Genomic DNA, 14313 nt, shown 5'->3' on the forward strand with positions numbered 1-14313 from the left:
GACCCAAGGAAAAACCAGGGCGGTTTTTTCCATAATACGGGAGGATATGATGTATTCATTCGAAATTTTGCGCCCCGATTCAGTCGAAGAGGCGGTGGCCTGTCTTGTGCAGGAGGATTCACAGCCGCTGTCGGGCGGGCAGACGTTGATCCCTACGTTGAAGCAGAGGCTGGCGATGCCGTCGTCCTTGGTCAGCCTGTCCGGCATTGCCGGAATGACGGGGGTGACGGCGGACGGGGATATTCTGACCATCGGTGGCGCGACCTGTCATGCGCAGGTGGCGCGGGAGGCGCAGGCCTATCCGGCGCTGGCGGCGCTTGCGGGGCAGATCGGGGACCCTGCGGTGCGCAATCGCGGGACCATCGGGGGATCGCTGGCCAACAACGATCCCTCTGCCTGTTATCCGGCGGCGGCGCTGGCATCTGGGGCGGTGATTGTGACGGATCGTCGTGAGATCGCGGCGGATGCCTATTTCTGCGGGATGTTCGAGACCGCTTTGGAAGAGGGGGAGATCATCACTGCGGTGAAATTCCCGATCCCTGAACGCGCGGCCTATGTGAAGTTCCACCAGCCGGCGTCGCGGTTTGCGCTGGTGGGCGTGTTTGTGGCGCAGAGTTCTGACGGCGTGCGGGTCGCAGTGACGGGCGCGTCCAATGACGGGGTGTTCCGTTGGGAGGCCGCGGAGAGTGCGTTGTCTTCGTCGTTTGGAGCGGATGCGCTGGACGGGGTGGCTGTGCCTGACGCCGGGGATATGATCAGCGATTTGCACGGCAGCGGCGCTTATCGTGCGCATCTGGTCAAGGTGTTGACGAAGCGAGCGGTGGCGCAAGCCTGAGGCGCTTGTAGAGGAAAGGTTCGGGCCGCCCTTGGGAGATCCGGGGGCGGCCCGTTGGTTCAGGCGATAGGCTGGCGCAGCACGGCGAGTGGCGCAAGCCGTTGCCCCGCGACCTCATGTTCCGTGGTGTCGTGGTTGAACCAGAAGACCTCGGTCGCGGTGCGGCGGCGGCGGACGCCTTCGGGCAGGGTGATGGTGTCCAGCCCGGCGCGTTTTGCGATCCCCTCCATCACCCGGATCAGGGCTGGCTGGTCCAGCCAAGCCGCAAGGTAGGTGATCTGGTGCGACCGGGCGGTGACGATGCTGCCGTCGCTGGCGCGGGTCAGATCGGTCAGGGTGGTTTCGATCACATCGCGGTAGCCGGTGATATGGCCGCCGTCGCTGGCGATGGGCATATCGGGGCGTAGGCTTTCGACGCGGGCCACCGTGACGTCGAGACCCGGCATGGCAGGCGGCAGCGGCACCGGCGTTTGCATGTCTGCGCTGCGGGCTGCCGTGCGCGGGCCGATGACGACCTCGGCCCCGCAGGCGGCCAGCGCGGCCTTGTCTTCATCGCTCAGGATCATCTGGCCGGGCACACAGATCATGCGGTAGCCCGTCAGATCTGCACCGGGGCGCAGGATGTCGATGGACAGACCCAGTTTGCGTAAGGCCCGATAGGTGTCGAGCACGAGGTCGAAATAGCTTAGCCCCGCGCCATGCGGCTGGATCGACCATGCCCAATCGGATTCGTAATCGAAGAACAATCCGACATCCGCCTGAACGGGGGTCACATCCGGCGCCTGAGCCAATTCGTCGGCGACCTGACGTGCCTCGGCCAAGGCCGGGGCCGGGGCGCTGTCGGGACGCAGCATGCCTGCGTGCATCATCTCTTGGGCCATGGGGGCCTGACGCCAGCGGAAGTAGCACACAGCCTCGGCCCCATGGGCGAAGGCCTCCCACGACCACAGGCGCACCATTCCGGGCAGCGGATCGGGGTTGTAGGGCGCCCAGTTCACCGGTCCGGGCTGTTGTTCCATCACCCACCAGCGGCCCCGCCCGACCGCGCGGTACAGATCGTGGTGCAGCGCCTGAAAATCGGGATCGCCTTGGCGCGCGTAGCGGCGTTTATGCTCGGACGGGGCGTCGATGCGGTCCTCGAGGAAACCCAGCGGGTAGCTGTCCCAGCTGGCGATTTCCAGATCGTCGCCCACGCGGAAATGGTCGAAATCGGTGATCCGCCCCATGTAGTTATGCGCGATCGGCGCGGTGGAATAGCCGCGCAGAATGTCCACCTGACGGCGGTTGAACCGCACCACCTGATCGGACGAGAACCGCCGGAAGTCGAGCAGATGTGACGGGTTGGGTTCGGTCACGGTCAGGTTGGGCAGGTCGATCTGGTCAAAGCTGTCGTACTCCATCGACCAGAACACATTGCCCCAGGCGGCATTGAGCGCGTCGATGTCGCCATCGTTGCCATCCCCTGCGTAGCGCGTCCGCAGCCAGTTGCGAAACGCTTGGCGCGCCGCGTTGCTATAAGACAGGATCGTGTCGTGGCAGCCGTATTCGTTATCGGTCTGCCATGCCGCCACATGCGGGTTCTGGCCATACCGTTCTGCCAGCCGCGTGACGATGAGGTCGCATTCGCGGGCATAGCCTTCGTGGCTGAAACAGTAATGCCTGCGCGAGCCGAATTTGCGCGGATGCCCCTCTGCGTCGCGGGCCAGCATATCGGGGTGCCGGTCCAGCATCCAGCGCGGCGGCGTCGCCGTCGGGGTGCCCAGAACCACGCGAAGGCCCGCGCGGCCCAGCACCTCGATCGCGTCATCGAGCCAGTCAAAGCGGTATTGGCCCGGCGAAGGTTCGAGCCGCGACCATGCGAACTCACCGATCCGCACCCATGTCAGACCGGCTTCGACCATGCGGCGGGCGTCGTCTTCCCAGATGTCGCGGGACCAGTGTTCAGGGTAATAGCAGGTGCCAAGGGTGCGTTTCATGTCGGTTCCGTGGTCAATTGCTCTGCGCCGCAGAGACAGTCTGGGAGTGGATCACGCGGTATTCCGTGATCTGGTGATAGCGGTCGTCGGGACGCAGAATTGCGTCGGGAAAGCCCGTCTGGTTGGGGCTGTCGGGCCAGCATTGGGTTTCCAGCGCAAGTCCTGCGCGCGGCCCGTACCGGCGACCGTCCAGCCCTGACAGCCCTGTGGCTTGCAAATGCGCTGCATTATAAACCTGCACACCCGTCTGAGTAGAAGAGACACGTAGCGTCACCTGACCGCCCGGGGCCTGCAGATGGGCAATCGGGCGCAAAGGAACGGTCTGCCGGGCAAGGCAAAAAGTGTGGTCAATCAACTGTGCGCCGATCGGGCGGGCGCGGCGAAAGTCAAAACGTGTTCCGGCCACGGGCGCGATCTCTCCGGTCGGGATCTGGTTGGCATCGGTGGGCAAGTAGCCGTCGGCGGCGATTTGCAGCAGGTGGTGATCCACGCAGTCGCCGCCGTCCAGCGTGAAATAGCCGTGATGGGCCAGTGACACAGCGGTGGGCGCGTCACAGGTGGCTGACAGCGCGATGCGCAAGGCGGCCTGATCGGTGATCGACAGCTGTGCGGTGATGTCCAGCGCGCCGGGAAACCCCATGTGCCCGTCGGGCTGATGCAAGGTCAGGGTCACAAAGGCGCGCTCATGCGCGGCGACGGACCAAAGCGCCGCGTGACAGCCGTCAGGCCCACCATGCAGGCAGTTGCCACTGCCCTCATTCGCGGCGAGGTGGTGGAGGGTGCCGTCGATCTGCAGATGCGCGCCCCGAAGCCGGTTGGCGAAACGTCCCACGATGGCGCCAAAGTAGCGCATCGGCCCCAGATAGGCGTCCAGCGTGGGGCTGCCCAGCACCAAAGGATGCGGATGCCCCGACAGGCGCAGATCCTGCACGATGGCTCCGAGCGTCAGCACATGGGCGGTCAGCCCCGCGTTGGTGATGGTCAGCCGCTCCACAGCGCGCCCGCAGGGCAGATGACCAAAGACCGCCGTTGTCACGCTTTGGCCGCGTCATAGGCTGCGACGATCTCCTGGGCGCGGGCGGAAACTTCGGCGGCAGACATGCCCGGTTTGTAGACCCCCGTGCCCATTCCAAAGCCGGTGACACCGGCGCCAAACCAGTCCGCGAAATCGGACGGGCCGACACCGCCCACAGCATAGGTTTTCGCCGCGGGCGGCAGCACGGCCTTGATCGCCGACAGCCCTTTGGTGCCCAGCAAAAGTGCGGGAAAGAACTTCAGCCCGTCCGCGCCATGGCGCAGGGCGGTGAAACATTCCGTGGGCGTGGCCACACCGGGATAGGAGGCCATCCCCAACGCCTTGGTGCGGTCGATGACGTCGGGGTTGCAATCGGGCGATACGATCAGCGTGCCGCCTGCTGCATGCACCGCGTCGACATCGGCGGTGGTCAGAACCGTGCCTGCGCCGATGCGCGCCCGTCCCGCCAGCCCTTTGGCCAACGTTTCGATCGATTGCAGCGGATCTGGTGAATTCAGCGGCACCTCGATGACGTCGATGCCAGCCGTAACCAGCGCCTCGCCGATGGGCAGCACCGCATCGGGGGTGACGCCACGCAGGATGGCAATGATCTCTCGGCTCATTGGGTGGTCTCCTTGTAGGCGGCGGTCAGCCCCGCCAGAACGATATCTGCGCCATCGACCCCGCGCGCCTCTACGCCTTGGGCCTTGAGCGCGCGGCCATAGAGCGCCTGCAGCCGTGGCGCGCCGATCAAAACGACCTGTTGACCCAGCCAGTATTCCTTGGCCCCTGCAAGTTCGAGCCCGATCAACATGCCCGACAGGCGGGCGCGGGCCGTGGCCGGGGACAGACCGTCCAAAAGGCCAGCGGCGCGCAGACCGAACAGCCGTGCAGCAAACCGCTGCGGCGCGCCCATGGCGTCGGCCAGAGCTTCGTCAAAGGCGGCCTCGTCCCAGTCGTCAGATGTCACGGAATGGCGCAGCACCGATTGGCCAGACAGCAGGTCGAACATCTCGCCGGTCATGAAGGTGCGAAAGCTGACGATTTCCTCGGCGCTGATGTGGACCCATTTGCTGTGGGTGCCGGGCAGGCAGATCACACCGTCAAACTGCGGGTCCGCGCCAAGATATCCGGCGATCTGTGTCTCTTCGCCGCGCATCACATCTGCGGGGCTGGCTTGTTTCAGACCGGGCAGAATGCGCACATCCAGCCGGTCATCGCGCACCAGTGGACGGATGGCCTGCGCGGCGCGCGGCGCCTTGCACGGCACCTTGCGATAGGGCGCCTCGGCCCAGCCCTGTTTCGCGCCGACCATGCCGCAGGCCAGCACGGGGATGCGGTGGTCCGGCAGATAGGGCGCGACCAGATCCAGCAAGGCTGTCTCGAACTGGTCGGGGGCCAGACGCCCCATCCCCTGATCAGAGCTGAGCGCTGCGCGCACCGCGCCATCCTCGCCCATGACCCAGACCCGCAGGTTCGAGGTGCCCCAATCCATGGCAAGCCAATCGGCCTGTGTCGTCGTCATCTTGGTTAGTCCTTTGTGCCTTGTCCCGCGGGAAGACTTAGATCAGTGGCTTTCGCGCGTCACGGGGCGGGTGTCCTTTCCGACCAGAAAATCCAGATCGGCGCCCTGATCGGCCTGCAACACGTGATCGACATACATCTTGGCATAGCCACGGGTGTAATGCGGTTCAGGCGGGGTCCATGCGGCGCGGCGCGCGGCCAGCTCGGCCTCGGGCACCAGCAGGTCCAGCACGCCGTCGCGGGCGGAGACGCGGATGCGGTCGCCGGTCTGCACCAACGCCAGCGGCCCGCCGTCGTTGGCCTCGGGTGCTACATGCAGGATCACCGTGCCAAAGGCCGTGCCGGACATGCGCGCGTCAGAGATCCGCACCATATCCCGCAGCCCCTGTTTGACCAGCTTGGCGGGCAGGGGCATGTCACCCACTTCCGGCATGCCGGGATAGCCCTTGGGGCCGCAGCCCTTGAGCACCAGAATGCTGTCGGGCGTCACCGGCAGATCCTCGCGGTCGATATTGGCCTTGAGGTCCTCGATGGTCTCGAAAACAAAGGCCTCGCCCTCATGTTCAAGCAGGGCATCGGTGGCCGCCGAGGGTTTGACGATGGCCCCGCGCGGCGCAAGCGTCCCTTTGAGCACCCGCAGACCGGAGGCCGGTTTCAGCGGCGCATCAAACGGATAGATCACATCGCGGTTATAACATTCCGCGCCGTCGTGATAGACGGACAGATCGCCGCCCAGAACGGTGCGCGCAGGCCGCAGCAGATGGGCAATTTCCGCCAGAACGGCGGGCATGCCACCGGCGTAGCAGAAATCCTCCATCAGGTATTTGCCCGACGGCATGCAGTTGACCAGCAGGGGAATATCGCTGCCCAGCTCGAAATCCTTGAGGCTGAGGTCCACCCCGACGCGCCCCGCCAAAGCCAGCAGATGCATCACCGAATTGGTCGACCCGCCCACGGCGGCATTGGCGATGATCGCGTTTTCGAAACTTTCGCGGGTGATAACATCGGACAGTTTCAGATCTTCCTCGACCATCTCGACGATGCGGCGGCCTGTCATATGCGCCAGCGCCCCGCGCCGCGCATCGACCGCCGGAAGGGCTGCGTTGGTGGGCAGCGCAATGCCAAGCGCTTCGGTCAGGGAGGCCATGGTCGATGCGGTGCCCATGGTCATGCACACGCCCTTGGACCGGCTCATGCCGCTTTCAGTGGCCATGAAATCGGCCAGCGTCATCTCGCCCGCTTTGACCGCGGTGGCGAACTTGCGCACATCGGTGCCCGAGCCCAGATCGCGGCCTTTCCATTTGCCGTTCAGCATTGGCCCGGAGGAGACAACAATCGTCGGCAGATCGACCGAGGCCGCGCCCATCAACTGCCCCGGCGTGGTCTTGTCACAGCCGCCCAACAGAACGACGCCGTCGATGCCATAGGCGCGAATGGATTCCTCGACGTCCATGGCCAGAAGGTTGCGAAACAGCATGGCCGTGGGCTTCATCTGCGTCTCGCCAAGGCTCATGACCGGGAATTCCACCGGAAAGCCGCCTGCCTCCCAGACGCCGCGTTTCACCGCCTCGGCCAGATCGCGCAGGCCGGAATTGCACGGGGTCAGCTCTGACCACGTGTTGCAGATGCCGATGACAGGGCGGCCATCAAAGGCATGGTCCGGAAAGCCCTGATTTTTCATCCACGAGCGGCGGATAAACCCGTCCTTGTCGATCATCCCGTACCAGTTGCTGCTGCGGCGGTCCTTGGTCATAGGCGGTCTCCTTTGACGACCCACATGGTTTCGGGGAAATCCCACGGCAGCGTCAAACCGTGCGACATCAGGAATTGGCCGGACAGCTCCAGTGCTGCGGACTTGATCATCTGGTGCCCGCGCGACAGCCCCTTGGCATCCGCGCGGTTGACCAGCGCGATGCGGTAGCGCGCCGCAGGGTCCAGCCCGCACAGGCGCAGTGGGCGCGGCACGGTTTGCGCGCCTGTGGTGGCTTTTCCGGCAAAGACCACGAATTGCGCGCCGTCACGGGCCAGTTGCAGTTCTGCCATCACCGACGCATCCGCGCTGTCGAGGCGCAGGATATCCGCCGTGGCCATCCAGTCGCGGTTGGCCTTCCACCAGGTGGTCACCTCTGTCAGCACACGGCCCTCTTCGTCGGTCAGCTCGCGCGGGTCCATCTCGAACCCCATGTGCCGCTGCGCCGCGACCCATGCGCGAAAGCGGATGTCGATCATCCGCCCCGAGGTATGGCATTTGCGCGGGCCCACGTGGCTGCCGGTCACAGCCAAAGGCAAAAACAGCGCCGCCTCGTGCTGCATGCGCAGACGTTCTACTGCGTCGTTGCTGTCGGACAGCCAGACGCGGTGCGTCCGTTCCAAGACGCCAAAGTCGATCCGCCCCCCGCCAGAGGAACAGCTTTCGATCTCGACCTTGGGGAAGGCCGCGCGCAGCCGGTCAAGAAGCGCATAAAAGCCGCGCGCCTGTGCGGCGTCGGGCGTGGGCAACACGCGGTTGTGGTCCCATTTGATATAATCGATGTCGTAGGCGGACAGGATCGCGGCGATGGCGTCGAACAGGTAATCGCGCACCTCCGCGCGGGCCATGTCCAGAACGCGCTGCTGGCGGCCTTCGATCTGGTCGGGCAGCCCAAGGATCCAGTCGGGATGCGCCCGTGCCAGATCGCTGTCCATCGACACCATCTCCGGCTCGAACCACAGGCCAAAACGCATACCCAAACCGTGAATGTGGTCGATCAGCGGGGTAAAACCATCGGGCCATTTGCGCCGGTCGATCTGCCAGTCGCCCAGACTGGTGGTGTCGTCATCGCGCAACCCGAACCAGCCGTCATCCAGCACAAAGCGTTCCGCCCCAAGCGCCGCTGCGCGGTCCGCGATGGCGGTGAGCGCATCAAGGTCATGATCAAAGTAGATCGCCTCCCAGCAATTGTAATGCACCGGGCGCGGGCGATCGGGATCGGGCCATTGCACCACGTGATCACGCAGATGCCGCTGGAACGCCACGGCGCAGCCATTTAGCCCGCTGGCGGAGTAGACGGCATAGAGCTTGGCACTTGTGAACTCTGTCGCGGGGGCAAGCTCGGTCCCGCCCGCGTGGCCGAACTGGACCTGACGGCGGCCATCGGACAGCTCTTCGGCGATCATGCGGTGCCCGCCGGACCAGCCGTAATGCAGGGCGTAGGCCTCGCCGCCGGTGTTTGTCGCACCGCGACAAGGCAGGATCAGCGCGGGGAAATGTTCGTGACCGGTGCGGCCTGTGCGGTTGTCGCGCAGGCGGATGCCAGCGGTCCATGGCGTGTGGTTGGGCTGGAATTCTCCGATCCAGCGACCGGTGAAATCAATCATCTCGTCCGCAAGCTGCGGTGCGGGCATCACGGGGGCGGCCAGCCAATGCAGCCGCATGGGGTGATCGCATTGCAGGTGCGACTGTGCTTCCAGTATGCCGGTCTTGGCGTGGACCACAAACCGCGCGGTGTAGCGGACCCCCAAAGCCGGATCGGCGTAGGTCAGCGTCAGCGCCGTGTCGGTCTGCTGCGCGTCAGACAGACGGAAATCGGGCAGCACCTGCGCGCCGTTCTGATCGTGCAGCACCAGACCCGGCTGGCCGGGGAAGGTATGCCGCGCGTCAGGACAGATCGACAGGTCTGGATTGGCGTCCAGCATCCCGCCGGTGACATCCAGCACCGATGCCTCTGCCAATGCCGTCAGGTCTTCGCCGTCAGGCAGCCGTGCGCCCCAATAGGTGACGCAGGCCATGCGGCTGTCATGGCTGGCCAGCACCAAGGTCTGACCCACCGTATCAAGGCGCCATGTCTGGATCATTTCACCGCCCCAAGGGTCAGACCGGCGATAAAGTGGCGCTGCATGAGAAAGAACATCAGCACCGGCGGCAGCGCCGCCACGATGGAGCCTGCCGACACCAGATGCCACGCGGCGACCCATTGGCCGTTGAGCGAATACAGACCGGCGGTGATCGGCTGTTGATCGGCGCCCTGCGTCAGCACCGTCGCCCAGAAGTAATCGTTCCAGATGAAGGTGAAGATAAGCACCGACAGCGCGGCCAGCGCAGGCTTCATCAGCGGCATCACCACGTACCAGAAGATGCGCAGCTCGCTGATGCCTTCGACGCGGGCGGCCTCGATCAGCTCATAGGGCAGGGCGCGGATAAAGTTGCGCATGAACAGCGTGCAGAACCCCGCCTGAAAGGCGATGTGGAACAGCGCCAGACCATACCACGTGTTGTACATGCCCAGATCCAGCGTCAGATCGCGCACCGGCACCATCAGGATCTGGAAGGGCACAAAGTTGCCCGCGATGAACATGAAGAAGATCAGCAAGTTGCCTTTGAACTTGTAGACCGCCAGCGCAAAGCCGGTCATGCAGCTGATGGCCACAGCACCGATCACCGTGGGGATCGTCACCTTGAAGCTGTTGAGGATATATTTGCCAATCGGCGTCTGCTTGAAGATCGCGGTGTAGTTTTCCAGCAGGTTAAAGCTGGTGGGCCAGCCCCAGTAGTTGCCCGCGGTGATGTCGCCCGCCGAGCGGACAGAGGTCAGCGCCACGGCAATCAGCGGCAGCAGCCAGACGATCAGGGCCACGGGCAGGGCGATCTTGTAGATCGTCTGCGACAGCGGCGAGGTCTTTTCGATAGGTGTGGGAAACATCTCAGGCGCCTCTTTCGTCGCGGTACATCTTCCACAGGAAGCCGGTGATATAGATCATCATGATCAGGAACAGCACCACGGCGATGGCCGCGCCATAGCCCATGCGGAAGCCGTATTCGCTGAAGGCCTGTTCATACATGTAGAAGGCCAGAACCCGCGAGCTGCCCCAAGGTCCGCCGTCGGTCATGATAGAGATCAGGTCAAACGACCGCAGCGCCCCGATCACCGTGACCACGATGGCAATAAAGGTCGCGGGACGCAGTTGCGGCAGGATCACATACCACAGCATCTTCAGCCCCTTGGCATTGTCGAGACGCGCGGCCTCGATCTGTTCGGGATCGACGGCGTTCAGGCCGGTTAGATACAGGATCATGCAATAGGCCGTCTGCGGCCAAAGACCGGCAGCGATGATGCCGTAGGTGACGTAATCTTCGTTGGCAAGCACGGCGATGGGTTCGATCCCGAACCATCCCAGCGCAATATTCATCAAGCCGTAGCTGGGGTCATAGAACCACGCAAAGACCAGACCCACAACGACCTGCGAGATCACGAAGGGGAAGAAAAACAGCGATTTATAGATGCGGATGCCGCGCACGGTCTGGTTCAGAAACAGCGCCACAAACAGCCCCATCGGGATTGCCAGCATATAAAGCACCAGCCAGATGACGTTGTTTTTCAGCGAGGTGTAGAACGCCTCGTCATCCATCAGCTCCGCATAGTTTGCCGTGCCGACCCATGTCTTATCGCCCAGACCGTCCCATTCGTAAAAAGACAGGCCAATCGACTGAAAGATCGGCAGGATCACGTAGACCGTGAACATGAAAATACCGGGGGCAAGGAACAGCCACGGCGCTAGGCGTTGCTGGTTTTCCTTCCACCAACTGCGGTGCACGGGGGGATGCGGATCGGGGAGCGTGGGGGCCGTCATGACGTGCCTTCCTCGGACATGCGTGGACTGCGGAAAACGCCCCGCCAGATAGGGATCGGGCGGGGCGCTCGGTTCGGTCTGGATCAGTTGTAGGCGCGCGCGCGGACCTTCTCGAGACGCTCGAGGATCTGCTCCATGCGCTCGGGCTTCACCATGAACTCCTGGAAGCCTTCCATGCCAGCCTTCGCCATCTCGGCGGGGGCGTCACGGTCAAAGAACTGCGCAATGCCGCCATCGGTGTTCGACAGCATCTCGTAGCCGGCCTGCAGGAACTTGTCGTCACCGACAGAGCTGTCCTTGTTGATCGGCAGCTGGCCCAGTGTTTCGTTGATCTGGGTCTGCACGTCCGCCCGCGCGAGGTAGGCGAGGAATTTCTTCGCGTCCTCTTTGTTCTTTGCATTGGCGGGGATGTGGATGGTGTCGGTGGGCGCTTCTTCGGCCATCGGCACGTCCGGGTTGATCTGCGGGAACTGGAAGAAGCCCAGCTGATCATCGGTCAGGCCTGCCTCGCGCAGCGGCGCCACGGCGAAGTTGCCCATCACGTACATCGCGGCATCGCCCTGAACCATCGGGGCCAGAGCTTCTTGCCAGCTGTAGGCTGCGTGGTTTTCAAGGAAGAAGCCCGCGTCGATCAGCTCTTTCCAGTTGTTCATGGTAGCCACGACGCGCTCGTCGGTCCAAGCGACTTCGCCCTTGGTCAGCGCCATGTGGAAGTCATAGCCGTTTGTGCGCAGGTTGAGGTAGTCAAAGACGCCGCCCGCGGTCCACAGGTACTTGGTCCCGATGGTGATCGGGGTGATGCCTGCCTCCGTCAGCTTGGCGCCTGCGGCTTTGAAATCTTCCCAAGTCTCGGGCACCGCGATGCCTTGCTCTTCGAAGATGTCTTTGCGGTAGTAGACGCCCCACTGGTAGTAGGTGTAGGGCACGCCCCAGATCTTGCCGTCGATGGTCATCGACCCCTTGGCCGAGGCCAGCGATTCGTTCAGGCCGTTTTCCTCCCAGACATCATCGACCGGCTCGAACAGGCCCGCGTTGACATAGGGCAGCATACGGTTGCCCGCGTACCAGTTGGCCAGATCCGGCGCATCCGCAGTCAGAAAGTTGCGGATCGAGGTCTTGTAGCCCTCGTGGTCAAACAGGTTCCATTTCACCGTCACATCAGGGTTTTCCGCCTCGAACCCTGCGATCAGCGCCTCGAACGCGGCCTTGGGCGCGGGGTCGGATGTGTCGGTGTTGATGACAAGCTCACCAGCGAATGCCGTGGTGGACAGCATGGTGGACGCGAGAATGGCGCCCATAAATTTTGTGCGTTGGAACATCTGCGGTTCCTCCTCCCGATTATATTGTGTGAAGCAGTTTGTCCCAAATAGTGGAACAAAGATTTCACATATTGATTTGGTAGTCCCATCTTGCTAGTCCTGTCAACAGTTGCTGCGGGAAACGCCCCGTTTGCGCAAGAAAGTTACGGGACGACATGAACAAGCAGGCGACTTCGGACGGAACGGTGGGCAAGGCACTGGATGTGCTCGACAGCGTGATGGCGTTTGGCCGGGCTGTGCGCTTTACCGAGATCCTCGAAGTGTCGTCTTATCCCAAGGCCACGTTGCATCGTATTTTGCAGACGCTGACCTCGCAGGGGATGCTGTCCTATGACGAGGAGCGGCACGTTTATCTGCCCGGCATGCGGCTGGTGCGGGTGGGGCGTCATGCGTGGAACCAATCCTCGCTCGCGCCGCTGGCCATGCCCTTTGTCGAATCGCTGGCGCGGGATGTGAACGAGACGGTGCATCTGGCGCAGATGGAACGGGGCAGGGTGGTCTTTATCGATAAGGCGACACCGGATGCAGGGTTTCAGACCATGGCGCGCCCCGGTCGGCGCTCGCCCGCCCATTGCACCGGCGTGGGCAAGGTCATGCTGGCCTTTATGGACGACCGCCGCCGCGCCGCTGTGCTGGACACGCTGAGTTACGAACAGTTCACCCCCAACACCCATGTTGGGCCGGCGTCGCTTCTGCCCGAGCTGGAACAGATTCGCGCCGAGGGCGTGGGCTTTGACCGCGAAGAACACGAAGAGGGAATCCTGAGCATCGCCGCGCCCATTCGGGGCAATGGCGGCTTGGTGATCGGGGCGGTGTCGGTGGTAACCTCGACGATCCGCACAACATTTGAAGATTTGGAGAAATTCCGGCCCGCCTTGTTGTGGACCGCCACGCAGATCGGACGCGAGGGGGCGGTCTGGCCCTATCCGGTCGCGCAATAATTCCTGAGGGAGGAAAGCTATGTCAGGTGTCGCGCTGCGGCAGGCCGTGAAACGCTACGGTCAGGTTCAGGTGATCCACGGGGTCGATCTGGAAATTGAACACGGTGAATTCTGTGTGTTTGTCGGCCCGTCGGGCTGCGGCAAATCCACCTTGCTGCGCATGATCGCAGGGCTGGAGGAGACATCCGAAGGTGAGATTTCCATTGGCGGGCGCGATGTGACCCGCGCCGATCCCGCCGAACGCGGCGTGGCCATGGTGTTCCAGACCTACGCGCTTTACCCGCATATGACGGTCGAGGAAAACATGGGCTTCGGGCTGAAGATGAACGGCCACCCCAAGGCCGAGATTAAGGAAAAAGTCACCGAGGCCAGCCGCATCCTGAAGCTTGATGATTACCTGTCGCGCAAGCCCAAGGCGCTGTCGGGCGGTCAACGCCAGCGGGTCGCCATCGGTCGCGCCATTGTGCGCGGGCCAGAGGTGTTCTTGTTCGACGAGCCGCTGTCCAACCTTGATGCGGAATTGCGCGTCGACATGCGGGTCGAGATCGCGCGCCTGCACAAGGAAATCGGCGCGACGATGATCTATGTGACCCATGATCAGGTCGAGGCGATGACCCTGGCCGACAAGATTGTGGTGCTGCGCGCGGGTCATATCGAACAGGTCGGCAGCCCGATGGAGCTGTACCAAGACCCCGACAACCGTTTTGTGGCGGGCTTTATCGGCTCGCCCAGCATGAACTTCCTGCAAGGCACGGTGCAGGGCGGTCAGGTGGTGATCCCTGCTTTGGGTGGTCGCAAGGTGGCAACATCCGTGGCCCTGCCCGCCGAAGGGTCCGAGGTCATCGTAGGTCTGCGCCCGCAGCATCTGCGCGTCTCGGAAGGTGGCTCTGACGTGACCATCGACATTCGCGAGCGTCTTGGCGGCGTGGCCTATGACTATCTGATCGCCCCCACCGGCGAGCGCATTGTCGCGGAAACCCGCGGCGACGAAGCCATTCCGGAGCGCACCAAAGTGTCGGTCGATTTCGACGACGTGGATGCGATGTTCTTTGACGCGAAAACCGAGGCGCGCCTGCGTTAATTGGAAGCGCTGCGA

The 14313-nt window shown here is 63.3% G+C and carries 12 protein-coding genes; 3 read left to right on the top strand and 9 right to left on the bottom strand.

Annotation, left to right across the window (positions count from 1 at the left end; all coding sequences use genetic code 11):
- Positions 1-49: 49 nt before the first annotated feature.
- Positions 50-835, top strand: coding sequence for an FAD binding domain-containing protein (locus ACN5AZ_RS01875; protein ID WP_419427145.1), 786 nt, complete (start codon positions 50-52; stop codon positions 833-835).
- 59 nt (positions 836-894) lie between these two features.
- On the opposite strand, the gene ACN5AZ_RS01880 is transcribed toward ACN5AZ_RS01875, so the two are convergent.
- The 9 genes from ACN5AZ_RS01880 to ACN5AZ_RS01920 all read right to left on the bottom strand — a co-directional run bounded on the left by ACN5AZ_RS01880 (position 895) and on the right by ACN5AZ_RS01920 (position 12276).
- Positions 895-2811, bottom strand: coding sequence for a beta-galactosidase (locus ACN5AZ_RS01880; RefSeq protein ID WP_419427146.1), 1917 nt, complete (start codon positions 2809-2811; stop codon positions 895-897).
- A 13-nt stretch (positions 2812-2824) separates the two neighbouring features.
- A complete protein-coding gene (locus tag ACN5AZ_RS01885; protein WP_419427147.1) occupies positions 2825-3847 on the bottom strand; it encodes an aldose epimerase family protein in 1023 nt (340 codons plus the stop codon).
- Positions 3844-4449 (bottom strand): 2-dehydro-3-deoxy-6-phosphogalactonate aldolase, encoded by a 606-nt coding sequence (locus ACN5AZ_RS01890; protein ID WP_419427148.1) that lies wholly within the window; start codon positions 4447-4449, stop codon positions 3844-3846. The genes ACN5AZ_RS01885 and ACN5AZ_RS01890 overlap by 4 nt, the downstream gene beginning before the upstream one ends.
- Positions 4446-5351 (bottom strand): 2-dehydro-3-deoxygalactonokinase, encoded by a 906-nt coding sequence (locus ACN5AZ_RS01895; protein ID WP_419427149.1) that lies wholly within the window; start codon positions 5349-5351, stop codon positions 4446-4448. The genes ACN5AZ_RS01890 and ACN5AZ_RS01895 overlap by 4 nt, the downstream gene beginning before the upstream one ends.
- 42 nt (positions 5352-5393) lie before the next feature.
- The gene (locus ACN5AZ_RS01900; protein WP_419427150.1) at positions 5394-7103 is read right to left on the bottom strand and encodes an IlvD/Edd family dehydratase; all 1710 of its coding nucleotides are present in this window, start codon (positions 7101-7103) and stop codon (positions 5394-5396) included.
- On the bottom strand, positions 7100-9184 hold the full coding sequence (locus ACN5AZ_RS01905; RefSeq protein ID WP_419427151.1) for an alpha-galactosidase: 2085 nt from the start codon (positions 9182-9184) through the stop codon (positions 7100-7102). The genes ACN5AZ_RS01900 and ACN5AZ_RS01905 overlap by 4 nt, the downstream gene beginning before the upstream one ends.
- Positions 9181-10029 (bottom strand): carbohydrate ABC transporter permease, encoded by an 849-nt coding sequence (locus tag ACN5AZ_RS01910; RefSeq protein ID WP_419427152.1) that lies wholly within the window; start codon positions 10027-10029, stop codon positions 9181-9183. The genes ACN5AZ_RS01905 and ACN5AZ_RS01910 overlap by 4 nt, the downstream gene beginning before the upstream one ends.
- Before the next feature lies 1 nt (position 10030).
- Complete coding sequence (locus ACN5AZ_RS01915) at positions 10031-10957, bottom strand: carbohydrate ABC transporter permease (RefSeq protein ID WP_419427153.1); 927 nt, start codon at positions 10955-10957, stop codon at positions 10031-10033.
- Between the two features lie 83 nt (positions 10958-11040).
- Positions 11041-12276, bottom strand: coding sequence for an ABC transporter substrate-binding protein (locus ACN5AZ_RS01920; RefSeq protein WP_419427154.1), 1236 nt, complete (start codon positions 12274-12276; stop codon positions 11041-11043).
- A gap of 155 nt (positions 12277-12431) precedes the next feature.
- Here ACN5AZ_RS01920 and ACN5AZ_RS01925 point away from each other — a divergent pair, with 155 nt between their 5' ends.
- Both ACN5AZ_RS01925 and ACN5AZ_RS01930 read left to right on the top strand, forming a co-directional pair.
- Positions 12432-13217, top strand: a complete 786-nt coding sequence (locus ACN5AZ_RS01925; protein WP_419427155.1) for an IclR family transcriptional regulator — start codon at positions 12432-12434, stop codon at positions 13215-13217.
- 19 nt (positions 13218-13236) lie between these two features.
- Positions 13237-14298, top strand: coding sequence for an ABC transporter ATP-binding protein (locus ACN5AZ_RS01930; RefSeq protein ID WP_419427156.1), 1062 nt, complete (start codon positions 13237-13239; stop codon positions 14296-14298).
- Positions 14299-14313: the final 15 nt, after the last annotated feature.

The sequence above is a fragment of the Sagittula sp. SSi028 genome (genome assembly GCF_048553715.1).
Classification (GTDB): Bacteria; Pseudomonadota; Alphaproteobacteria; order Rhodobacterales; family Rhodobacteraceae; genus Sagittula.